This is a genomic window from Chengkuizengella axinellae (genome assembly GCF_030730905.1).
Classification (GTDB): domain Bacteria; phylum Bacillota; class Bacilli; order Paenibacillales; family KCTC-33759; genus Chengkuizengella; species Chengkuizengella axinellae.
Genome location: NZ_JAVAMP010000001.1, coordinates 1,069,791 through 1,092,476 on the forward strand (window position 1 = coordinate 1,069,791; position 22,686 = coordinate 1,092,476).

Genomic DNA, 22,686 nt, shown 5'->3' on the forward strand with positions numbered 1-22,686 from the left:
CAATCTTTAAAAAAGTTTCACCAGGTGTTATAATAAGAAGAATGTTTATTTTAGGTGAAAGGGTGTTGTACCATGTCTGTTAAATCCGATAAGGATTTTTCTATATATTTTAATCCACCTTCTTTAAATGACGCAAAAAAAAGAGGGAAAGAAGACGTAAAAGTGCATTATAATTTTTCTATACCTGAAGAAATGACAAGCTTTGGGGCAGGGAAAAAATATATGATTCGAACTTATGGCTGTCAAATGAATGAACATGATTCAGAGACGATGAAGGGTATGTTGGAGCAAATGGGGTATGAATCAACCGATGAGGCTTCAGATGCTGATATCATTTTATTGAATACATGTGCAATTCGTGAAAATGCTGAGGAAAAGGTGTTTGGACAGTTAGGGAGCTTAAAACATTTAAAGAAAGAGAATCCATCTCTAATTTTAGGCGTCTGTGGATGCATGTCACAAGAAGAAAACGTGATCAACCGTATTTTACAGAAGCATAATTTTGTAGATTTAATATTTGGAACGCATAATATTCATCGCCTACCACATTTAATAAAAGACTGTTATTTTAACAAAGAGATGGTTGTTGAAGTTTGGTCTAAAGAGGGCGATATCATTGAGAACCTTCCAAAAAAGAGAGAAGGTATGAGAGCTTGGGTTAATATTATGTACGGATGTGATAAGTTCTGTACGTATTGCATTGTTCCTTATACTAGAGGAAAAGAGAGAAGTCGAAGACCTGAGGATGTAATCGCGGAAGTACGAGATCTTGCACGTCAAGGTTTTAAAGAAATTACATTGTTAGGGCAAAATGTGAATGCATACGGGAAGGACCTTGAAGATATAAATTATCGTTTAGGAGACTTAATGGATGATATTCATAAAATAGATATACCTAGAGTTCGTTTTACAACCTCTCATCCGAGAGATTTTGATGATCATTTAATTGAAGTGTTAGCTAAAAAAGGAAACTTAGTAGAGCATATTCATTTACCAGTTCAATCTGGAAATACAGAAATGTTGAAAATTATGAGTAGAAAGTATTCCCGTGAACAGTATTTAGAACTTGTTGCTAAAATTAAAAAAGCAATTCCTGATGTTGTTTTAACTTCTGACTTTATCGTTGGCTTCCCCGGAGAAACAGAAGAGCAATTTGAAGATACAGTCTCTTTAGTAAAAGAAGTAGAATATGATTTTGCGTATACCTATATTTATTCTGCTAGAGAGGGAACACCAGCTGCTAAAATGAAAGACGATGTTCCTGAAGAAGTGAAGAAACAACGGTTACAGCGCTTGAATGAAACGGTAGCTGAGTCTAGTTATAAACAAAATGCGAAGTTACAGGGACAAATTGTTGAAGTGTTAGTAGAAGGAATAAGCAAAAATAATGCAAAGGTTCTAAGTGGTAGAACACGTACTAACAAATTAGTTCACTTTGAAGGAACAGCAGATCTCATTGGTGAATTAGTGCATGTTAAAATTAATAAAACAACCACTTGGTTTGTCAGTGGAGAGATTGTTAAACAAGCTGTTGTATAATTGGTTGCACCTTTATTATAAAATGGTAGGAGCGTGATTATTTTGTCCGAGGCAAAACAACGTTTGAATGAACATGGCATGCCAGAATATACCATTACTGAATTAGTTGTAAGAGATGATATTATGAAAAAAGCGAAGGAATTAGCTAGTTTAATCTCAACAACAGACGAAGTAAGAATGTATAAAGAAGCAGAGAAAAAAATAAATACCAGTGAAAAGATTCAAACCATGATTAGTAATATTAAGAAAAAACAAAAAGAAGTGGTTGCATTTGAATCATTTGAAAACCCTGAAATGGTGAGAAAAATAGAAACTGAACAAACAGAGCTTCAAGATGAGTTGGATAATCTACCGATAGTACAACAATTTCAACAAACACAAAGTGATATTAACTATTTACTTCAATTAGTTGTTTCTGTTGTTAGAGATACGGTTTCAGAAAAAATCAATCTTGATTCTGAAGTTTCACCACCACCTTCAAATTGCAGTGAATAAATCTAAAAATAAAGTGATTTACAAAATTAAAGCATTGTATTCTATGTTGATGAACAAAGAATGCAGTGCTTTTTTTGCAATAAATTGATATTGGAACAATGATCAATAAAAGGTCACGCAAAAAGCTGGAAACACATATTATACTGTGTTTCCAACTTTTTAAATACATTCTGTTATTTTAATAACGGTTGATACATCATTATGGCATGGTTTTCCGTGACATATTGATCTTCAATACATTCGTCATTTAAATTTAATACTTTGCGATGAATTATATTATGTCGTACGTAGTCTCCCCAATATTCTTGCGTAATTGCATGATCTTTTTCATAAATTTTATATTTGTGAATTGGTGGATGAGTTGTTCTCCACTCTCCAATCAATTGATCATTTTTTATATTGAGGTACAATTGATAGGTTTGACTAGTAGCGTTATAGATTTGTAGATCTAAATAGTTGTATACACATGTTGCACCACTACCAAAAGGTTGTGTGCGTTTTGCATCAGGGAATACATCATAGCTATGCCGATGACGTTCAGTTACAACTAGTGGTGTATGTAGTGTTATCCAGTAGATTAAATTTGAAAGCTGACATAAACCACCCCCTGTACCAGAGCTAAATTTTCCATAGTGTAAAATCATCCCATCCACATATCCTTTTTGCTTTGTTATTTTCCCAATTAATTTCCAATAGGAAAATGTTTCACCTGGTTGAATGGCTATATAGTTTAATTTTTGTATTGCAATTTTTAGATTCATCACTTTATTATGCTGCATCCACATGTCTACGTCTTTTAATTTTCTAAGCGTAGGGGTGTGATGTGAAATAACACAATACGGAAGCAAACTTTTATTATAAATTTGAGCAAATTTCTTTCTATTTCTTATCCATTTTAAATATCTTTTATATGTGTAATATTTTGAACCTAACCAAATACGAGACGAAGACCTAAGCTTAGGCCTTAAATGAATTAAAGGTTTAGTATTTATATTAATCACTCCATATATGTGAGCATATATTCTATTAAGTCGTATAAGTATCTTATCAAAAAACAATTTGCATGAAAACATAAGAAAGGAAAATCAAAATGAGAATAATTAATTTATCATTGTTTCTTTTATTGATGTTTATGTTAACCTCCTGTGGTAGTAGTGAGTTGAATTCACAAATTGAACAGCTTCAAAGTGTTAATAATGAATTATTAAATCAGGTCGATATAGTGATGGAAGAACTAGACTTGCTTAAAGAAGAAAACTTAAGTGTATTAAATCAAGTTGATCAAATGAATATAAAAAATGTACAGTTGCAAGAAGATATTAAATCATTACAACGTGACAACCAGAAATTACAGGCTGAAAATGCACAATTGAAAGATCAACTATTAGGTCAGGAAGAGGATGTTAATATACCGGAAGAAGCACCACAGGTTAATTTAGAAGATTTGATTTTAAACAAAGCAAATGAGGTGATATTACTTTTAAAGAATGAGAATATGGCACAATTGTCATCGTATGTGCATCCAAATAATGGAGTCAGAATTTCTCCTTATCCTTTTGTTAATGTGAATTCTGATTTAGTGTTTAGTGCAAATCAAATCTCAACTTTTATGACAGATAACAATGTTTATACTTGGGGAAGTTATGATGGTTCTGGTGAGCCCATTCAGCTCACTCCATCAGATTATTATAATGCTTTTATATATAGTGCAGACTTTGCGAATCCAGAACAAATCAGTTACAACCAAATATTAGGTGCTGGAAATATGATACAAAATAAAGTTTCCGTTTATCCGAATGCAAATATCGTAGAATTTTATTTTTCTGGCTTTGACCCTCAATATAACGGGATGGATTGGCAAAGTTTAAGTTTAGTTTTTGAAGAATACGACGGGGATTGGTATTTGGTTGGGATGATTAAAGGAGCTTGGACAATTTAAGTAGTGAAAATGTGTCAATAAGCTGAGCGCTTAAATATGAGAGGATTGAAATTGGATTAAATGAATGATTGAGAAAAATTAACAATAAGTTTTGATTGACAATTTAAATACTACAAATGTAATATATAAATATGTATTACGTTTGTAGTATTTTTATATGATTTTAAGGAGGCATAAATATGAAGATTTCAGATGCCGAGTGGAGAGTTATGGAGGAATTGTGGAAAAATTCTCCATTAACTTCATCAGAAATTATCGATCGGCTTAAGGATTCAAGTGAATGGAGTCCTAAAACGATTCATACTTTAATTAATCGATTAGTAAAAAAAGAGGTGTTGGGTGTGAATAAGGAAGGTAGATTTAAACAATTTCACCCTCTAATCTCTGCAGATGAATGCCGGAGACAAGAAACGACTTCTTTTCTAAAAAAGATCTACGATGGTTCTCGTCAAATGTTTTTATTGAATTTTATCAAAAATGAGAAGTTAACGGAGAAAGAAATTGAAGAATTAAAAGAGATACTTGAACAAAAAAAAGCAAGAGATTAATTCTTTTGAGTATTAGGAATTAGATACTTGCATCATTCAAGATTACATGTGCTTAACTTACTTGAATAAAAAGTGGGTGAATTAATGAATTTACAAGAATTATTTTTAATCGTATTACATTTTTCTCTCATAGGGAGTGTAGTAGCTTTAGTTATTCTCCTTATAAAAAAAGTGTTGAATGATCGTTTGTCTGCACATTGGCATTATTACATTTGGATTTTATTGATACTTAGACTTTTATTTCCTTTTAGTTTTGAAAGTTCTTTAAGTTGGAATAACTTCTTACCCTCGATAACAGAAAATACTTTCGATGAAGCTGTAGATACACCAGTTAATAGTCAGAATATCCTACCTTCTATAAATGTAGAGCCAAAAATAGATATCAATCAGCATGAAAGTTTAAATGAAATCAATGAACTCCCATTAAACTTTCAATCTAAGACAAATCTAACAAACTCATATTTACATCAAGAAGCGATCGGAATTGAAACTAATGAGTCATCATCAGAAAATGCTGCTGCAAAACAATTAATGGATCTCAAGCAAACACTAATAAATTTTTTTACTCTTAATACATTGGGGATGTTGTGGCTTTACGGTGCTTTACAAGTCTTTACGTTTTTATTCATCATCAATATAGAATTTAACTGGAAGTTATCTAAGAAAAAAAAATGTAAAGACGAAGAGGTTTTATCTCTACTAGAAGCATGTAAAAAGAAATTAATAGTGAATTCAAACGTAAAAGTTATTTATGATGAAAAGATAGATTCTCCTTCTATTGTTGGTTTTTTAGTACCGAAAATTGTGATTTCTAGGCAACTGTTTGAAAGCTTGTCAAAAGAGGAAAAGAAGTATGTGCTGCTGCATGAGTTGATGCATTTTAAAAAGAAGGATGTGTTTGTCCAATGGATTAGTATTATCGTTTTATCTATTCATTGGTTTAATCCGATTGTTTGGTACAGCTTTTATCGTTTACGTAAAGATTGTGAGTTATCTTGTGATGCATCCGTTTTATCCCAGTTAAAAAAAGATGAACAGTTGGCTTATGGAAACGCTTTGTTAAATGTTTTAGGAAAGGTATCAAAGCCTCCGCTCATTCCTAAAGCGATAGGGATGTCCGCTGGTTTATCAGATCTGAGATCCAGAATCATGAGAATTCATATGTTTAAAAAACAATCTATGAAATGGATAATGCTCTCTAGTGTTATAACTGCAAGTGTTGTGCTTGTAGGGTTCACTGTATTTGCTCCAAATAATAGTAGCAATGCTCAAAACACATTTGAAGCGGCAGATGGAAATATTCAATTTGATCAAATAACAGAAATTGAGCCTAAATCTATTGAACTCCAGGATTCAAGTTTCATCGATTTGGCGAAAGGAAAATGGAAAGATGCTTCAAGCATGAATCAGGCAGGATATCCTAATGATGCATCAACGGTTATCGATGACAAGATATATATAGCTGGAGGCTCTGTAGTTCAAGATGGGGTTTTTATATACTCTTCAAGTTTAGAAGTGTATGATCCTCTAACAGATTCATGGACACAATTGGCTAGTATGAATCAAACTAGAGACAATCATACAACAGTAGTGATCGATGGGAAAATCTATGTTATCGGCGGTTTTAGTTATGATGGAGAAGAGTTACGTTACTTATCAGATGTAGAGATGTATGATCCGGAGATGGATACATGGACACAATTGGCTGGTTTGAATCAAGCTAGAGCTTATCATGAAACAGAAGTCTTGGATGGAAAAATCTATGTTTTAGGGGGTCATGGAGATGGTGAAGATGATCGTGTACTGTCGAGTGTAGAAGTGTATGATCCAACAACAAATACATGGACACAACTAGCTACTATGAACGAAGCTAGATTTCATTTTGAGAGTGCAGTGATGAATGGGAAAATTTATGCTTTAGGTGGTCAGAGTGATAACGTTTTATCAAGTACAGAAGTATATGATCCAGCAACAGATACTTGGACAATGCTAGCCAAAATGAACAAAGGAAGAGAATTTTTCTCTGTAGAAATTATGAATGAAAAGCTTTATGCCGTTGGTGGATTCAATTCTAATTCTATGAGATCTAGAAAAGAAAATTATTTATCAAGTGTAGAAGTGTATGATCCAAAAACAGACAACTGGAATGAATTAGCTGATTTGAATCAAGCAAGAGACAACCATGCAACAGAAGTGATAAATGGTTACATTTACACTATTGGTGGATTTGGTGGAAATAATGATTTGAGGTATTTATCAAGTGTAGAAGTATATGATCCTGATACAAATCGATGGATTGAATCAGCGAATATAAATCAAGCAAGACATAACCATGCAACAGAAGTGATCAATGGTAAAATCTATGCATTAGGAGGTAATACGGAAGAAGAATATGTTACAAGATCTGTAGAAGTCTATGAGATGGGAGAAAAAGATGGATGAGATTATTGTTGAGTATCATTTTAAGTTTAGCTTTATTTAGCATTTTATATATGAACTTAGAAGGAAGTAATAATACAGAACCACAAGTGGAAGCGAACCCAAATCAATTAATGGATATTAAAAATGATCAAACACAAAACACAGAAAATCAACTGGTCAAGGTGGAAAAAGTCATTACAAAAGTTGATTTAGTAAATAAAGTAAAACAAATATTTCCAAACGAATTAGGGTCAGCTAAAATAGAAGATTTCACTTTTGATGGATACAATCCAGATAAACATGAGGAGTTTATATTGAATTATAGAAAAAATGGTGACGATGAGTATCACCCTTCGGATTTAAGAGGTACATTTTTATTTTATGGGAAAGAATTAACGCTAATTGCATTTTCCTTCGGTGGTGATGCAGCAACAGAAAATGCTGTGTTCCCTCCAATAGTTAACGTTGAAGAAAGTAGGGATGTAGCGGAAAAGTTTTTAGCTCAATTTTATGATATGAATGATTATGGTATGAAGATTAGTTATTATCAGGATTTTCAAAGACCTCTGACGAAACCTATTCAAACTGAGTTTGAGTTCTATAAAATGAAGGACGGAATCCGCATTTCAGACCAAGGGGGAAGAGTGCTTGTTCAAGGAGATGGGATGGTTCGAAGTTATAATTTCTACAATCAACCATACGAAAATTATTATGCTTCTCTACAAGAGCATACTTATGATTCTCCTAATGAAATGTTAACGGAGGAGGAAATTAAGAATCAATTAAACAATGATTTAAATGTACAATTGAAATACATTAGTAGATCTTATGGACTCGATAGTAAAGATATTTATTTAGCATATGTTATAGATCCTTCTATCTCTAAGATAAATGCACTAGATGGAACATATTCTTATTCTATAAACGGAGAATCCATGGAGATTAGTAAATTACAAGCTATATCAAAGTATCATCCTATACTAGAATCTAATCATAAATCAACATTTAATTTAAACAAAAACAATATCGAACAACACGCTTTGAAAATATTGGAACAAATATTAAAATTAGAACAGTCTGGGTTAAGTATTGAGAAAAATGAAGAACTTAGTGTTGAAAGATCATTGAAGTATTTGGTAACATACGATTCAAATCATTATGCAGAGATGATCATTGATGGGGTTACAGGAGACTTGTATTATTGGAGATTAATTGATGAAGTGGATTTGACAACACCAAGTGAAACGTCTGAATTAGTTCTAGATGAAGCTAGAGAAAATGCAATGGAATATATACATCAACTTTCTCCAGGTATATCTCAGCAAATTGTGTGGAGAGAGCACCCTGAAGACTACTCTACTGATAATGGTAATTATACATTCCAATTTTATAGATTAGTTAATGGGATACCATATGAAGGAGATAGAATCAATGTTACTATTTCTAAGCAGAATGGTGAATTAATGGGATATGTAATGTTTCTCGATCCTATGGATCAATTTCCTAAGGTTGACAGTGTTACAAGTGAAGAGGAAGCTTTATCTGCCTATCTAGATGGGATGTCAACAGATTTATATTATGAACATATATATACTGATTATTATGCTGATCTTGAAAAAGTACATTATAATCTAATTTACGAAGTTGATTTTACCATTGATTATGTGGATGCAATAACGGGGGAAAACGTATTAACCTATAGAGCAAATTCCTTCAAAGTACCTAATATTAAGGTCAGTCACCCTTGGGCAGAGGATGAAATTAATTATTTGATTCAATCTGGCTTTATCGTACCTGATGTTGATGGACAGATACGAGCAGATGAAGCTTTATCGGTTGAAGAAGGATTAAATATACTCATGAAATCTTTATATAATAAAAATTCTATTTCTAACTATGCTGAACGTTTAGGAGATTTTCAGACCTATCTCAACATTCGCTCGGATATGGATATCTATCCAATTGTAGAAAGTGCGGCTGTTAAAGGAATTATTGATACAGATCAAGAAACCTTTAATCTTGATGAGTTATTGACAAGAGAAAAACTTGCTTTCTGGTATGTTCAACTGTTAGGCTCAGACTTTATTGCTGAACAAGAGTTGGCATTCAACAACTTTGCTGATGAGCATCTCATTTCAGATAAATACGTACAACAAGTTAAAATCGCAAATGCATTTGGTCTTATTGCAATGAATGAAAATACTGAAATACGACCAAATGAGGCAGTTACTATAGCAGAGTTGGCTAAATCTTTTGGAGAATTATTTAAATTATCTATAATGATAAATAACGATAATAAATTCGTTATACATTAACAAAAGTACAAATAAGTTTATCTAAAATGACACACTTCCTAATATAATCACAGAGGAGTGTGTCATTTTAATTTCTTTTATATTAACAGTTAAAAACAACTGGATGAGTAAGTAGGGTGCATTTTTGATTTTTGATATATTACTCCTTAAATAAAAAGGAACATGTTAATATATAGAGGAAAATGTAATTTGATGTAGAATAACATCTGAATGACATCTGGTATGGATAAAGGAAGGTTAGTGTATTGAAAAAACTATTATTTCAACCAAAGTTAGCAACTAAAGCTGCCTTAATTTCACTTTTTGTTACCCTAGTTATGATTATACTATCATTATTTCGAGATACAACAATATCACTAATTTCTATATTATTAATGATGTTTACGATCATTCCTCATTATATCACTATCTTTTTTACAAAATCCTCAGACTATTTTGGTAACACTATACTGACTCTGTTTTTTTTCGTACATTTTATTTTTTATTTTCTCTTCTTGTATTTTGTTTTCATATTATTGCAAGTTGTTAAGAAACAACACCATAAAAATGAAATAGGATGTCTCATTATAATTATTTATTTGCTTTTGATATTCATGGTTACTATGTATTCTGTTGGCTCAATTTATAGTTAATTATTTTGAAAAATGAGTTATAGACTTTAGAAAAAAATTTATTACTAATGAAGAAGAAATTTGCAAGGAGAAGCTGATGGTACAAAAAAGTAATATATATTTTGGTCGCGTTATTTTTTAGAACTAATTATGATATGAATACTAAATGTAGAATGTTTTTATATAATGGTATTTTTAACGACGATGGCTCTTTTACTACAGTCATCACATTGATGAATATACTATTTACGATCAAAATGTGTTCTCTAATCAGTTTATTGTGGTTGGTTTTATTATGATAGGAATCCTTTTTTTGTTGGTATTTTTATTAAAGAAAAGGAAAGAGTGAATAAACAGTAATGATAAAAAGCAGATGATTATTTATGAAATTATGTTGATTTTGACTAATAAAAGTCAGGATAACATTGATATACCTAAAATTGATAAAGGTTAGAGTTCTAAATAGAACAAATGCTTCTGAATTTATTAAAGTGTATAAACACTAAGGGGATGAGTTAACACACATGGATATTGTAATCAGAGAGCTGATGGCTGAAGACCAGCATATTAAAATAGACTTAGATAATAGTTTTGTCGTTGACTCTGTCGCTGTTGTATCCTGCATAGAACAGCTGTTTAGTTATACAGTAAAAGAAGTTCCTACTTATATAAAAGAATATCCTGAAGATACAATTATCAAGGATTATTCTGAATTTATTGATAATCCAAAACAAATTATTTATTTGGCATTCTTAGGAGAAAAAGTTGTAGGTCAAATCATACTGAAAAAGTCCTGGAATCATTACGCTTATATCGACTACATCATTGTAGATAGTCAATACAGAAGAGATGGAATTGGTCAGAAACTAATCGAACAAGCTAAATACTGGGCGAGGACTGGTGGGATGCCAGGGATTTCGTTAGAAACACAAAACATTAACGTTAAAGCGTGCAAATTTTACGATAGGTGTGGCTTTAAAATAGGTGGAATTGACAATTATCTTTACAAAGGACTTGATCAACAAAGTAAAGAAATAGCTATATATTGGTATTTGTTGTTTGAGGAATAAATACAAAGTTACATTTTAGAGAATCATGAAAGTGAAATTTTACATAGATTATGATAAAACACTTACTTGTACTGACAAAAAATAATAATCCGTTATATTCCTTTTTATGAATAAATTTATATTTACGATATTGATATCCCTCCTGTATAATGACTCTTGAACATGCATTACATACTAACAAATGAGGATCATGGAGGAACTTATGAAGAAATATCGTAAGTATTTTTTTATTTTACTTGCATTGTTTTTAGTCGTTTCAGTTTCAGTTACTTTTATTAAAGTAGAAATATCGTATGAAAAACAAAACTCTATTATAGAAGATATATCAGATGATAAATATACTGATTTCATCTTTTTCAGATCGAATAATGAAATGTTGAATAATCTACTAACGATCATTCTCACTAGTACGGATAGTATAGTTGAAAAAGAAAGTTTATCTGATCTACATGCTTATGCAAATATTCTTGCTAGCAACCTAACGTTCAGCGCAGATTTGTTTGGTAATGAATTAGGAATGAAAGTGAGAAGTCAATATTATAATATTGATCGCTTGGCAACTAATTTATTGAATTACAAAGAATTGAATCATATTAACGTTGAAAAAGAAGTAGAGAACTTACAAACGGCTTTACATTTTTCAAAAAGAATCCAAGAAGCGTTGAATCAAATTTTAGAACAAGAAAATTTATATCGTGACTGGTTTTTGATAAAAGATAGTGAGCAAAAGAAAGCTATTTTACAGCAGCTGACCATTGATTTATCCAAACTACCAGAGTTGCAAATTGTAGATGCCAATAGCAAATCTTTTACTATACCTAGAACTTATCCGAGTTCAGGTGAGAAGCTGTTCGCGCACGAAGCAATAAACATAGCTAAAAACTTTTTAGATCCAAATAACGAAATGAAATATGATTATGGATATAAAATAAGCAAACAATCATTTCCCACATATGAAGTAGACTTATTTATAAATGAAGAAAAGAAAGGTAATGAAAGAATTGTATTTAATGTGGGCGTATACGATGGAAAGTTATATAGTGCACATCTAACGAATGAGGCTCACGCTGAATATGGTATAAAATACGATAAAAACATGTTTACATTTGAAGAAGGTAAAGAAAAAGCTTTGCAAATTGCAAAAGACATAGATCCTACAATGGATGAATTTAAGTTAGTTCATGCTGTTGATCACAAAGAGACAGCAACTTATACTTTTGTACCGATCATAAACAATATTGCAGTTCACTTTAAACCACTTGAGATTAATATACGATTAGATACAGGTGAGTTTACCCAGTTTGATGCTTCTTCTTACTTTGGTATAACAGATACAAATGTTACCACACCTGAACGAATTTTATCTATAGAGGAAGCAAGAAGTTATCTTCCAGAGCATCTAACCTTTGTAGACAAAGGGTTATTTCTAATTTATAACCGATATGGTGAAAAGGTATTAACATATGCTTTTGATTCAGACATAGGTACAACCACTTTTATTCATGTTGAAACAGGCAAAGAAGAGCTTGTTACGATACAATACGATTCACGTTCAATTTTAAAATATTAACTTTATAGGGGTAGAATATAATCTAGTGGATTCATATTCTATCCCTATTTATTATTCAACTGCATAGTTGTATTAATGAACCCGAATTTCCTAGATAATCAAAAAAGATTGACTTACAGAATGTGTTACACTATACTGTTGGTGTTACAGTATAGTGTAACACATTACCCAAAAGGTTGAAAAAGGAAGCGAGTGTTGAAAGTGTATACGGCAAAACAAATTACTGAAATGCTTCAGGAACAAGATTTTGATATCAACCTTCGAACGGTTAGATATTACACACAAATTGGTATTGTTCCGGCGTTAGAGCTTGTTGGGAATAAACGTGTTTATACTAACAAGCATTTAAATTATTTCCGAGCTATATTAGTTTTAGCTAAAACTGGAGAGTCCCTTGCTTCGATTCAAAAGAAATTACAACCACTCGATATAGAGGAAATCAAAAAGATTGGTGATCAAGCTGCATTTTTTCAATCTCATAACTTCCTAGAACATGAAACACATCAAGTAAGTGAAGATGTTTTAATTACCTTAAGTCCTAAAATCTCTGCTGAATTAAAACAGAGAGTGATTAATTCTGTATCACAAATCATTAAAGGAGATCAAAATAAATGATGAAACTTAAATGGGCAAAATCATTGATGGAAAATGAAGAGGGTACGAATTATCTCTGGATTCAATTTCAGAATGCTTATATTAAAAAAGAAGCCCGTTTAGCTATTCATCTTCCAGATGGCTTGCATCGTTCTCAGAATTTGAATGGGTATTTCGAAGATGAAGACGAAACAATTATAATTTATGAATTCACAGAAACAACTGACTTAGTGGTTGAGATCTTCACAGAAGAGTTAATTCCATGTGGAGAACGAACAATCTGTGTTGAAATGAGATTTATCGACGATAAAAATCAGCAAAGACAAATAAATGAATTCATCAAAATCCCATTAGTTAATGAGGATGAAGTAGATCTATTCAAATTGGATGAAGAAGTGGTTCGACGGGTGAAAAAATTCACTGCAGATTTTAATGAAGATAAAGAGAAGAGTGAAGAGTATGTTTTAAATCCATTAAATATAAGCCATGAACTGTCAGAATTAGAGGAAAAGTATAGAGTAGACTTCAATTTTAATGAACGGAGTGTTACCTTATGAATAAAGAACAAGAACATCCCCTTTTTACAGTAGAATATGAGTGTTCGTTAGGTGTAGTATATTATCGAAATGTAGTAGCAAGTGATTTTGAACAAGCTAAAACATATATCCATCAACAGCAACCAGATGTAATAATTAGAGCTGTTACTATGATGGAAGATGAAGCATAGATAGTATTGATACTCAAAAACTAGTAACCTTTGCTATCAATGGTAAATGGTCAGAGGCGGATGGAAAACTGTTCATTACTTCTGTATCAATCAATTTTATTTCCGAACTAATAAATATATAATCAATTCTCGATTTTGGACGAAGGGATGGATAAGTGTTTCCTGACCCAACACCCTTAATTTTCCAAACGTCCTGAAGTTGATTCGTTATTTTATTCCATGGTTTGGAACCTGCTTTCATATTCCAATCTCCCAAGAGTATGACCGGATATATAGCATTACATACGTGATTGATAATATAATTCGTTTGTTTTGCATGAAAATAACGATTTAGGCTCATGTGTGTCACCATGAATTGAAACAGCTTTCCGTTTATATTTATTGTTGTATCAAGCATTGACCTTTTTTCAACGAACCCTGGTACATAATTAAATGTATGACTTTTTTTAGTTAATATAGGGTATTTAGACAAAATTGCATTTCCATATTCCCTTGCAGTAGATGAATTTTTAGAAAGTATAGATAACGAAGGGCTATAGGCATGCTTTAACTTTAATCGATTTGCAAGCCAATAAATTTGATTTTGAAAATGACTTCTTTTTGAAAAATGTTTATCTACCTCATTCAACCCTATAATGTCAGCCTCACTTTCTTCAATTACATTTGCTATTCTATGTAGATCTACTTTTTTATCCATTCCTTCACCATGATGTATGTTATATGTCATGATTCTGATATTCAAAGATCAATTCCTCCTCTCAAATATTCGGTCAAGAATGAAGATTTTATCATATCTCATTTCGCTATTCGATATATTTTGTTAATGGACAATTTTTCATATTTAATTATACTAAACATATTACTATTTAAAATAGAAGGAGGGCCTTCTTCATGTTCAAAATGCTTTCCTTTATAAAGCCATACCGAATACATGCTAGTATTGCATGGATGTTTATGTTGATTGAATTATTACTGGAATTAATGCTTCCTTTTATTATCGCAAAAATGATTGATGATGGAATCCAAGAGTTAAAACTGGACGTGGTAATACACTGGGGGCTTGTTTTGGTTGCAGCCTCCATTGTAGTGTTTCTTTCAGGCATTATTAATACATTTTATGCTGCATATACAAGTCAAAATGTAGGATATGATATAAGAGAAAAATTATATAGCCAAATTCAATCTTTTTCACTATCTACTTTGACACGGTTTCAAACTTCAAGTCTAGTGACTCGTTTAACAAATGATGTTGCGCAGCTTCAACAGACGATATTTATGGGGTTACGTATTATGATGAAAGCTCCTTTGTTAATAGCCGGGGCAATCATAATGTCTTTCATTGTAAATGCTCGGTTGGCTATGTTTTTTATTATAGTAGTTCCATTACTCCTTTTTTTCTTAGTTTGGATATTTAAGAAAGCAGGAACTGCATTTGTTTCAGTTCAAAGAAGATTAGACCAAATTAACAGGATTATGAGAGAGAATCTAGGTGCGATCCGACTCATTAAAGTATTTTCACGAAAACAATATGAAATTAAGCGATTTAATAAGGAGAGTGTATCACTGCAGAAACAAACCATTTCAGCATTTCGCCTTATTGAAACCTCAACACCGATCACAATGTTAATCATGAATTTCATCATTATGACTTTTCTCTGGTTTGGCAGCATTCAAGTTCAAACTAATACCGCAACGGCAGGTGAAATTGTTGCATTAATTAATTATACTACGCGAATCATTAGTTTTTTATCTATCTTTTCTATGATGATTATGATATTTTCAAGAGCAAAAGCTTCTGCAGGACGTATCCATGAGGTGATGGAGACAAAATCTGATGACTTGAACATGAATGTATCATTTAAGAAAAATAGGGATGTTATAAATCATGGTCACATTTCGTTTCATCATGTTTCGTTTCAATATCCAGATGCTCAAGAATTCGCTCTGAAAAATGTTTCTTTTGAAGTGAAATCAGGGGAAACGCTGGCGATTGTAGGAGAAACAGGATCAGGAAAATCTACCATCGTTCAATTAATTGCACGTCTATATGATTGTTCTGAAGGAAATCTATGCATAGATGGTATGAATATTGAGGATTTTGCAGTCAAAAGTTTAAGGGATGATATTGGTTTTGTTCTACAGGAATCTCATTTATTCACAGGCACAATTAAAGATAATATAAAATGGGGTAACAAATTGGCAGCAGAAGAAGAGGTGATTGAAGCGGCAAAATCATCCCAGATCCATCATAATATTTTAAAATTCAAGAATCAATATGACACTCTAATTGGTCAAAAAGGAGTGAATCTATCTGGGGGTCAAAAGCAACGTTTGGCTATTGCCAGAGCATTGGTGAGGAAACCCAAAATTTTGTTATTAGATGATTGTACAAGTGCATTGGATGTAAAAACAGAGGCTAAATTATTGCAGTCCATAAAACCTATGAAATGTACTACAATCATGATTACTCAAAAAATCAGTACGGCAATGAATGCAGATCAAATATTAGTGATGAATAAAGGTGAGGTTGTAGGTTGTGGGAATCATGAAGAATTAATACACAATTGTTATTTGTACAGACAAATCTATGAAACTCAATATGGAAAGGAATAAAGCCTAATGCTCAAAGAGATATTAAAACCTTTTCAAATGCCAAGTCAAATATTAAAAGAAAATCCTATTGATAATACAAATAGAAAGAATATTGCAAAGAACAAACAAAGAGTTAAAAATTTGAATGGTACACTTCTAAAACTTTGGTTCATCATGTCGGAGTGGAAAAAACAAGTGTTTTTTGTCCTAGTAATGGTCCTAATAAGCTCTGGTTTAGGATTGCTTGGACCTCTTTGCGTAGGTTTTGGAATTGATAATTACATTGTGGCTTCAAATCAAAAGGGGTTAATTACACTATTGTTTTCTTTGGCAATCATTTATATTTTACATTCTATATCTGTTTGGCTGCAAAATGTACTGATGATACAAATTTCTCAAAATACAATATATAAATTAAGATCAAAGCTTTTTGAACATATTCATCTGCTTCCGTTATCTTTTTTTGACAAGAGGCAACATGGAGAGTTAATGAGTCGGCTTTCCAATGATATCGAAAATGTCAGCAATACATTAAATAGTTCAATTATACAAATTTTTTCTAGTGTACTCACATTAATTGGAACAGTATCCATTATGCTTTGGTTAAGTCCACTACTAACTTTGCTAACCTTCTGTGTAGTTCCCTTTCTTTATTTCGGAATTAAATTCATTACTAAATATACGGCTAAACTTTATAAACAACAGCAGTATAAAATGGGGTTATTAAATGGATTTGCAGAAGAAACTTTGTCAGGACAACAAATCATAAAAGTATTTTCACAGGAAGAAAAGGTAATTTCAGAATTTAAAATAAAGAATGAAGCTATATGTGAAGTAGGATTTTGGGCACAGACTATTGCTGGATTTATTCCAAAGTTAATGAATGTATTAAATTTTCTAAGTTATACTTTTATCGCTTGTATTGGAGGTGTTTTAATATTATATGAACAAGGTGGGGTAACGATAGGTGTGATTTTAATCTTTTTAGAATACTCACGACAATTTACTCGACCTTTAAATGAGCTAGCGAATCAGTGGAATTCTCTTTTATCCGCAATAGCTGGTGCAGAAAGAGTATTTGAAATCATAGACGAAAAAACAGAACGTCAAGATAAAGGAAGTAGCACTGAATTAACTTCAATGCAAGGTGAAGTTATTTTCTCAGATGTGTCTTTTTCATACGATCAGGAACACGGAGAAGTTATAAAACATATCAGTTTTCTTGCAAATCCAGGGGAGACAATTGCTATTGTAGGTCCTACAGGTGCAGGCAAGACAACCATTATTAATTTAATATCTTGTTTTTATGATCTGTTTGAAGGAGATATTTTGATAGATGGACATCGGATGGTGGATTTAAAACGTAGTAGTATAAGAAGACATATGGCCTTTGTTTTACAAGATTCCTATCTCTTTGAGGGTAGTATAAAAGAGAATATTCGGTATAGTCGTTTAAATGCTAGTGATGGGGAAGTAATCGAGGCTGCTAAATTGGCAGGGGCACACTCTTTTATTGAGGATTTATCGGAAGGTTATGAAACAAAACTTAAGCAGGATGGGAGTGGAATTAGTCAGGGACAAAAACAGCTTCTTGCGATAGCCAGAGCTATACTGGCTAATCCATCTATTCTAATTCTTGATGAAGCTACCAGCAGTATTGATACAGTGACAGAAATGACAATACAAAAATCAATAAAGAAACTGATGAACGGTAGAACAAGTTTTGTGATTGCGCATCGTTTAAATACGATTCAAAATGCAGATAAAATTCTTGTATTAAAGGAAGGGAAATTAATACAGCAAGGTTCACATGACCAACTTATTAAAGTAGATGGTTTTTACCGAGAGTTATATGAGAGTCAATTTTCTTATTCATAAAAAATATGACATAAATAAGACATTTATTGTGAATTGGGGGTATGGAGTAGCCTTGGCATTGCATATGTTAAATATAGGTACATAAAATGAATTCTTTTTTTTTCTAGGGTTTGTTGTAATTGTGCTTGGGAAACTTTGAGTAAAAAAGGAAAGGTAGAACGAGAGGAGGGATTTAAAAGATGAATTAAATATATAAAATAAAAAAAGAAGGGTAAAACGACTAGAAAACGACATTATTTAATTGGTTATAATACAATATGTTCTTAGATGATAGGAAACCTGAATCATTTACCTGTATCATGATCCCTCAATACATGTAATTACTGTAGTTCCTCGATAGTTAATCATTATTATTTATATTTCATTCCTTAGCATTGTAATAGAACTCTATTCTATGTTTAACTGTGTTCTAATTTAAAATATATGAAGTAAATTTGCACATTTTTGAAATGGATTTCAATGAAAAAGCGTATTTAAGAACACATAATGTAAACCCTTCTTGGTAATTGGTTTTTCACCTGTTAATGAGGTAGATATGAAAATACTTAGGAGGAAAATTTATGGTCAAGAAAATGTTAGCGGTTTCAATAATATTATCATTAGTTATCACTTCTTTAATTACAGGTAGTATAGCTAATGCAGCTGATTATACTGTGGAATTCCATACATTGGATGAAAGTTCTTCACAGGTTACATTTACATCTAATGTGAACACAAGCTGGGTGGATATTCATTATTCTATTAATTCAGGTACTGAGTTAAATGAAAGAATGAATCAAAACGGAAGTGCATTTACTCTTGATTTAAACAATCTGAATGAAGGAGATTTAATAAGTTATTGGTTTACTTATAATGATGGAGACCCAGCTTATAATACCCCAACATTCACTGATACTCATAACTCAACCGATCCCACCGATCCCACTGACCCTACAGATCCTACAGATCCCACCGATCCCACTGATCCAACAGACCCTACAGATCCAGAACCGAATCCTGTCGATCCACTTGTAATAGATGATTATAATCAATCATCGCAATGGAATACTAGTCAGAATGATTTAGGTCAATCAATTATTAGAAATGGAGGGACCTACAATCTCGAAGGAAATGTAAATCTATATTTCTTTTTTAATGGTGGGGCCTCTGGGGAGTCTTTTGATAATTATATCAATAGAGACATATCTGACTATGATACTTTGGAGCTTGTAATAAAAGGTGGATCTGGCGGTGAAGAAGAAGATATCAACCTTATATTAAATGATGGATCAAATCACTTATTGCCATTAGCTGATTATGGTACATTAACCACAGACTACAGTTCAATTCAAGTTCCATTAGCTGATTTTCAATCAAATCTTACGATAACTGAATATTTACGTTTTGAAGGAATTGGAACTGCTAAAATTGTTCGTATTGATGAAATTGTACTTAAGTCTACAGGTATATCTCCTACCGATCCGACGGACCCAACCGATCCCACAGACCCGACAGATCCAACGGATCCTACAGACCCAACCGATCCAACGGATCCTACAGACCCAACCGATCCAACGGATCCAGGCCCAGCACCACCTTTCCCAGTTGGAGATGGAGTGATGACATTCCAACTTCAAAATGGAACGATAGGTCAATATTCAGATGATGAAATTTATTGGTCTATTTTAGGATACAACAAAGCTACAGGACAGCTTAGTTATGTAGATCCAAATGGGAATTTAATTCCAAGTTCAGTCAGTGATAATGATGCTCCTGGACATTTAACTAAAAATGGAGAAAATTATTCAAATTATTTCTATAAAATGAGTGAAGTGGATTGGGTTTCTATGCCTGAGATTGATTCTGGGAGAATGTTTATTAGTTTAGGAACTCCATTGTACATTAAAATAAACTTAGCTGCCGATGGTAGAGTAGGATTTGCAGGACCAGATCTAAATAATCCAACCGATCCGAATCAGGATGTTTATTTTGAGTGGGTGGAGTTTACGATTGATGAGTGGGGGTATCACGGAAATTCAACGAGAGTCGATCAATTTAGTTTTCCAATTACTACAAGATTGATTGGATCAGATGATTATGACAGAATTGTAGGTGAAACTTATTCAAGAGATGAATTAATTGCAGCTTATAGCAGTGAAGTGCCTGAAGAATTTAGAACTTTAGTTCAAGAGCCTTATCGAATTGTTGCACCTGGTAAAGGAGAGTTTAGACCAGAAGGAATTTACGGTAACTATTTCGATAACTATGTAAATGAAGTATGGGATTTTTATAGAACAAATGAATTAACATTTACAGCAGAAGCGGGAACGTTTAGCGGTCATGTGGTAGGAGAGAATTTTGTGTTTTCAAAAGATGGAGGCCCCTATAATTTAAATATTCAGGGCAAACCTACTACCCTCCAAGTATTTGAATGTTCAGGACCAATGGATACTGGGAGTCCAGATGAAAAGGTAGTAGAAGCGCAAATTTGTGCAGCATTAAATAGAGGGATGATGTATGATCCTGCAAATTGGAGTAATGCTAATTTCTTTTACAAAAATGATACGGCTAATTTCTATGCAAAATTCTGGCATGACTATAGTATTGATGGATTAGCTTATGGTTTTGCCTATGATGATGTGAGAAACTTTAGTACTTTGTTAGAACATCCAGATCCAGATGTTTTGTTTATAAACGTTGGTTGGTAATGACTTTTAATCATATTTATGAATGGAAAAATGGTTGTTATCTATATTTAAATACGATATAATACTTAAAATTATTGATAAACTGCCTATGAAGAGATTCCAACTCGGAGGCGTTTTCGTCAAGGGACCACTTTATCCCCTAAGTTAACCGGCACCGCCCGTTATCGCGGAACCAAAGAGGATCAAACCATTTTTGTTTGATCAAGTTGGGTGGCACCGCGAGTAAAGCGCTCCTCGTCCCATAAGGATGAGGGCGCTTTTTTGCATTTTTTACATTGAAAAGGGAGTGTGGTTAACATGTTGCAATTAAAATGGATTAAGCAGAATGATGAAAAAGTTCAAACAGCAGCTGATCAGAAGGGAATTAATATCTCTATTAAGGAGCTTTTGATTTTAGATGAGGAAAAACGAAAGCTTAGAAAGAAGGTTGAAGATTTACGTTTCAAGAGAAATAAGTTGTCTCAGGAAATTGGTTTATTGAAAAGAAGCGGGGAAGACGGTCTGATTGAAGAGTTAAAAAATAAGGTGAAAGATATTAATGAAAAGCTGTTAACAATTGAATTTGACCTAAAAAATGTAGAGAATCAGTTTGATGAAATGATGTTGCAAGTTCCTAACATTATATCTGAAGATACCCCCATTGGCAGCTCTGATAAGGATAACGTTGAAATAAGACGTGTAGGGGAGCCTATGATAGAAAATAAACAATTAAAAGATCATGTAGCTTTAGGAGAGATGCATGATATGATTGATATTGCTCGAGGTGTTAAAACAGGTGGTAGTCGCAGCTATTTTTTAAAAGGTATAGGGGTTCTTCTTCATCGTGCTGTTGAACAATTAGCCTTTGACATACTAATTAAAAAAGGCCTTACACCACTAGAAGTGCCTGTAATGGTTCGTACAGATGCTCTTACGAACACTGGTTATTTTCCACTTGGTAAAGATCAGACTTACAAACTTGTTGATGAAAACAAATGGCTTGTAGGCAGCTCAGAAGTACCACTTGTTTCTTATTATGCAAATGAGATTGTAGACGTTGATTTGCCGTTAAAATTTTCAGCGTCTTCTAAATGTTTTCGAAGTGAAGTCGGCTCTTCAGGTAGGGATGTACATGGACTATACCGTGTCCATCAATTCGAGAAGGTGGAACAGGTTGTTCTATGTAAAGCGGATGAAGAAATTTCTAATCAACTATTGCTAGAGATTACTTCAAATGCAGAGGAAATTTTACAGCTACTTGAACTGCCATATCGCGTAATGGCAGTATGCAGTGGCGATATGTCACAAAAAACATATAAACAATTTGATATAGAAACCTGGATGCCGAGCAGAAATGCTTATGGAGAAACTCACTCTTCATCAAATCTATTGGATTTTCAGACACTTCGTTCAAATATTCGTTATCGTGATGAGAATGGGGAGCTTAACTTTTGTTATTCTTTAAACAATACTGCAATAGCATCTCCGCGTATTTTGATCCCATTGCTTGAAAATCATCAGCAGGAGGATGGCTCAATACAAATTCCAAAGGCATTGCAAAAGTATATGAATGGTATGGAAAAAATAGTTCCAGTAAAAATGAAGTGCTGCAAATGATAAAGAAAATGTGCTTAAATTAGAATGGAACAACCTAATTTAAGCACAAATTCCTATAAAGTTAATTATAGAAGTTATTAACGAGACAGCATGCACCTCTGTAT

18 protein-coding genes are annotated in these 22,686 nt (G+C 32.6%); 15 read left to right on the top strand and 3 right to left on the bottom strand.

The window, feature by feature from the left end; all coding sequences use genetic code 11:
- Positions 1 to 72: 72 nt before the first annotated feature.
- Together miaB and Q5Y73_RS05360 are read left to right on the top strand one after the other, a co-directional pair.
- The gene (gene miaB, locus Q5Y73_RS05355) at positions 73 to 1,539 is read left to right on the top strand and encodes a tRNA (N6-isopentenyl adenosine(37)-C2)-methylthiotransferase MiaB (protein ID WP_305990786.1); all 1,467 of its coding nucleotides are present in this window, start codon (positions 73 to 75) and stop codon (positions 1,537 to 1,539) included.
- 42 nt (positions 1,540 to 1,581) lie between these two features.
- Complete coding sequence (locus tag Q5Y73_RS05360; RefSeq protein ID WP_371320147.1) at positions 1,582 to 2,034, top strand: YlbF/YmcA family competence regulator; 453 nt, start codon at positions 1,582 to 1,584, stop codon at positions 2,032 to 2,034.
- Between the two features lie 173 nt (positions 2,035 to 2,207).
- Here the strand turns inward: Q5Y73_RS05360 and Q5Y73_RS05365 are convergent, their stop codons facing one another.
- Positions 2,208 to 3,026, bottom strand: a complete 819-nt coding sequence (locus tag Q5Y73_RS05365; RefSeq protein WP_305990883.1) for a VanW family protein — start codon at positions 3,024 to 3,026, stop codon at positions 2,208 to 2,210.
- 98 nt (positions 3,027 to 3,124) lie between these two features.
- Here Q5Y73_RS05365 and Q5Y73_RS05370 point away from each other — a divergent pair, with 98 nt between their 5' ends.
- The 4 genes from Q5Y73_RS05370 to Q5Y73_RS05385 all read left to right on the top strand — a co-directional run bounded on the left by Q5Y73_RS05370 (position 3,125) and on the right by Q5Y73_RS05385 (position 9,257).
- Positions 3,125 to 3,973: a hypothetical protein gene (locus Q5Y73_RS05370; RefSeq protein ID WP_305990787.1), complete on the top strand. Its 849-nt coding sequence runs from the start codon at positions 3,125 to 3,127 to the stop codon at positions 3,971 to 3,973.
- Positions 3,974 to 4,152: 179 nt separating this feature from the next.
- A complete protein-coding gene (locus tag Q5Y73_RS05375) occupies positions 4,153 to 4,521 on the top strand; it encodes a BlaI/MecI/CopY family transcriptional regulator (protein ID WP_305990788.1) in 369 nt (122 codons plus the stop codon).
- A gap of 84 nt (positions 4,522 to 4,605) precedes the next feature.
- Positions 4,606 to 6,963, top strand: a complete 2,358-nt coding sequence (locus tag Q5Y73_RS05380) for a M56 family metallopeptidase (RefSeq protein WP_305990789.1) — start codon at positions 4,606 to 4,608, stop codon at positions 6,961 to 6,963.
- The gene (locus Q5Y73_RS05385; RefSeq protein ID WP_305990790.1) at positions 6,960 to 9,257 is read left to right on the top strand and encodes a YcdB/YcdC domain-containing protein; all 2,298 of its coding nucleotides are present in this window, start codon (positions 6,960 to 6,962) and stop codon (positions 9,255 to 9,257) included. The genes Q5Y73_RS05380 and Q5Y73_RS05385 overlap by 4 nt, the downstream gene beginning before the upstream one ends.
- 262 nt (positions 9,258 to 9,519) lie before the next feature.
- On the opposite strand, the gene Q5Y73_RS05390 is transcribed toward Q5Y73_RS05385, so the two are convergent.
- Complete coding sequence (locus Q5Y73_RS05390; protein WP_305990791.1) at positions 9,520 to 9,648, bottom strand: hypothetical protein; 129 nt, start codon at positions 9,646 to 9,648, stop codon at positions 9,520 to 9,522.
- Between the two features lie 744 nt (positions 9,649 to 10,392).
- On the opposite strand from Q5Y73_RS05390, the gene Q5Y73_RS05395 reads away from it, so the two are divergent.
- The 5 genes from Q5Y73_RS05395 to Q5Y73_RS05415 all read left to right on the top strand — a co-directional run bounded on the left by Q5Y73_RS05395 (position 10,393) and on the right by Q5Y73_RS05415 (position 13,829).
- Entirely contained in the window at positions 10,393 to 10,938 is a 546-nt protein-coding gene (locus tag Q5Y73_RS05395; RefSeq protein ID WP_305990792.1) for a GNAT family N-acetyltransferase, read from the top strand.
- A gap of 202 nt (positions 10,939 to 11,140) precedes the next feature.
- Positions 11,141 to 12,508 carry a PepSY1/2 domain-containing protein gene (locus tag Q5Y73_RS05400; RefSeq protein WP_305990793.1) on the top strand — a complete coding sequence of 456 codons (1,368 nt, stop codon included), beginning with the start codon at positions 11,141 to 11,143 and terminating at the stop codon, positions 12,506 to 12,508.
- Between the two features lie 192 nt (positions 12,509 to 12,700).
- Positions 12,701 to 13,123, top strand: coding sequence for a MerR family transcriptional regulator (locus Q5Y73_RS05405; RefSeq protein WP_371320148.1), 423 nt, complete (start codon positions 12,701 to 12,703; stop codon positions 13,121 to 13,123).
- On the top strand, positions 13,120 to 13,659 hold the full coding sequence (locus tag Q5Y73_RS05410) for a hypothetical protein (protein ID WP_305990795.1): 540 nt from the start codon (positions 13,120 to 13,122) through the stop codon (positions 13,657 to 13,659). The genes Q5Y73_RS05405 and Q5Y73_RS05410 overlap by 4 nt, the downstream gene beginning before the upstream one ends.
- A complete protein-coding gene (locus Q5Y73_RS05415; RefSeq protein ID WP_305990796.1) occupies positions 13,656 to 13,829 on the top strand; it encodes a hypothetical protein in 174 nt (57 codons plus the stop codon). Before Q5Y73_RS05410 ends, Q5Y73_RS05415 begins: the two co-directional genes overlap by 4 nt.
- Before the next feature lie 13 nt (positions 13,830 to 13,842).
- Here Q5Y73_RS05415 and Q5Y73_RS05420 read toward each other — a convergent pair whose 3' ends face one another.
- Positions 13,843 to 14,571: an endonuclease/exonuclease/phosphatase family protein gene (locus tag Q5Y73_RS05420; RefSeq protein WP_305990797.1), complete on the bottom strand. Its 729-nt coding sequence runs from the start codon at positions 14,569 to 14,571 to the stop codon at positions 13,843 to 13,845.
- Between the two features lie 149 nt (positions 14,572 to 14,720).
- Here Q5Y73_RS05420 and Q5Y73_RS05425 point away from each other — a divergent pair, with 149 nt between their 5' ends.
- The 4 genes from Q5Y73_RS05425 (at position 14,721) to serS (ending at position 22,582) form a co-directional block, all read left to right on the top strand.
- Entirely contained in the window at positions 14,721 to 16,442 is a 1,722-nt protein-coding gene (locus Q5Y73_RS05425; protein ID WP_305990798.1) for an ABC transporter ATP-binding protein, read from the top strand.
- 6 nt (positions 16,443 to 16,448) lie between these two features.
- The gene (locus tag Q5Y73_RS05430) at positions 16,449 to 18,299 is read left to right on the top strand and encodes an ABC transporter ATP-binding protein (protein ID WP_305990799.1); all 1,851 of its coding nucleotides are present in this window, start codon (positions 16,449 to 16,451) and stop codon (positions 18,297 to 18,299) included.
- Between the two features lie 560 nt (positions 18,300 to 18,859).
- The gene (locus Q5Y73_RS05435) at positions 18,860 to 20,986 is read left to right on the top strand and encodes a glycoside hydrolase family 64 protein (RefSeq protein ID WP_305990800.1); all 2,127 of its coding nucleotides are present in this window, start codon (positions 18,860 to 18,862) and stop codon (positions 20,984 to 20,986) included.
- A 297-nt stretch (positions 20,987 to 21,283) separates the two neighbouring features.
- Entirely contained in the window at positions 21,284 to 22,582 is a 1,299-nt protein-coding gene (gene serS, locus Q5Y73_RS05440) for a serine--tRNA ligase (RefSeq protein WP_305990801.1), read from the top strand.
- The last annotated feature ends 104 nt before the right edge of the window (positions 22,583 to 22,686 follow it).

Coding starts and splice junctions, on each gene's coding strand:
- Q5Y73_RS05395 (WP_305990792.1), top strand. CDS start 10,393: ATGGATATTGTAATCAGAGAGCTGATGGCTGAAGACCAGCATATTAAA.
- Q5Y73_RS05425 (WP_305990798.1), top strand. CDS start 14,721: ATGTTCAAAATGCTTTCCTTTATAAAGCCATACCGAATACATGCTAGT.
- Q5Y73_RS05400 (WP_305990793.1), top strand. CDS start 11,141: ATGAAGAAATATCGTAAGTATTTTTTTATTTTACTTGCATTGTTTTTA.
- Q5Y73_RS05435 (WP_305990800.1), top strand. CDS start 18,860: ATGGTCAAGAAAATGTTAGCGGTTTCAATAATATTATCATTAGTTATC.
- Q5Y73_RS05415 (WP_305990796.1), top strand. CDS start 13,656: ATGAATAAAGAACAAGAACATCCCCTTTTTACAGTAGAATATGAGTGT.
- Q5Y73_RS05385 (WP_305990790.1), top strand. CDS start 6,960: ATGAGATTATTGTTGAGTATCATTTTAAGTTTAGCTTTATTTAGCATT.
- Q5Y73_RS05370 (WP_305990787.1), top strand. CDS start 3,125: ATGAGAATAATTAATTTATCATTGTTTCTTTTATTGATGTTTATGTTA.
- Q5Y73_RS05430 (WP_305990799.1), top strand. CDS start 16,449: ATGCTCAAAGAGATATTAAAACCTTTTCAAATGCCAAGTCAAATATTA.
- Q5Y73_RS05390 (WP_305990791.1), bottom strand. CDS start 9,648: ATGATCGTAAACATCATTAATAATATAGAAATTAGTGATATTGTTGTA.
- Q5Y73_RS05410 (WP_305990795.1), top strand. CDS start 13,120: ATGATGAAACTTAAATGGGCAAAATCATTGATGGAAAATGAAGAGGGT.
- serS (WP_305990801.1), top strand. CDS start 21,284: ATGTTGCAATTAAAATGGATTAAGCAGAATGATGAAAAAGTTCAAACA.
- Q5Y73_RS05375 (WP_305990788.1), top strand. CDS start 4,153: ATGAAGATTTCAGATGCCGAGTGGAGAGTTATGGAGGAATTGTGGAAA.
- miaB (WP_305990786.1), top strand. CDS start 73: ATGTCTGTTAAATCCGATAAGGATTTTTCTATATATTTTAATCCACCT.
- Q5Y73_RS05380 (WP_305990789.1), top strand. CDS start 4,606: ATGAATTTACAAGAATTATTTTTAATCGTATTACATTTTTCTCTCATA.